The following is a 646-nucleotide window of genomic DNA, read 5'->3' as shown; positions in this document are numbered from 1 at the left end:
GCATGATGTATTACTTCGTGCCCAAGCAGGCGAACCGGCCGGTCTATTCCTATCGGCTGTCGATCATCCATTTCTGGGCGATCATCTTTCTCTACATCTGGGCCGGGCCGCATCACCTGCACTACACCGCCCTGCCCGATTGGGCGCAGACGCTCGGCATGGTGTTCTCGATCATGCTGTGGATGCCGTCATGGGGTGGCATGATCAACGGCCTGATGACGCTGTCCGGCGCCTGGGACAAGCTGCGCACAGACCCCATCATCCGTATGATGGTGATGGCCATCGCCTTCTACGGCATGTCGACCTTCGAAGGTCCGATGATGTCGATCAAGACGGTCAACTCGCTGTCGCATTACACCGACTGGACCATTGGCCACGTGCACTCCGGTGCGCTCGGCTGGGTCGGCATGATCTCGTTCGGCGCAATCTACTTCATGGTGCCGAAGCTCTGGAACCGTGAGCGGCTCTACTCGCTGAGGCTCGTCACCTGGCACTTCTGGCTGGCGACCCTGGGGATCGTTGTCTACGCCGCCGTCATGTGGGTTTCCGGCGTCATGCAGGGCCTGATGTGGCGTGAATACGACGAGCAGGGCTTCCTGGTCTATTCCTTCGCCGAAACCGTGGCCGCCATGCATCCCTACTATCT

1 protein-coding gene is annotated in these 646 nt (G+C 59.8%); it reads left to right on the top strand.

The genetic code is table 11. The annotated features are described in order from the left end of the window. A partial coding sequence (locus EOA22_RS36280; RefSeq protein ID WP_206521564.1) for a cbb3-type cytochrome c oxidase subunit I occupies positions 1–646 on the top strand: 646 nt, incomplete at both ends.

The sequence above is a fragment of the Mesorhizobium sp. M7A.F.Ca.US.014.04.1.1 genome (assembly GCF_003998745.1).
Classification (GTDB): Bacteria; Pseudomonadota; Alphaproteobacteria; order Rhizobiales; family Rhizobiaceae; genus Mesorhizobium; species Mesorhizobium ciceri.
This window is presented reverse-complemented; position numbering and strand designations above follow the sequence as displayed.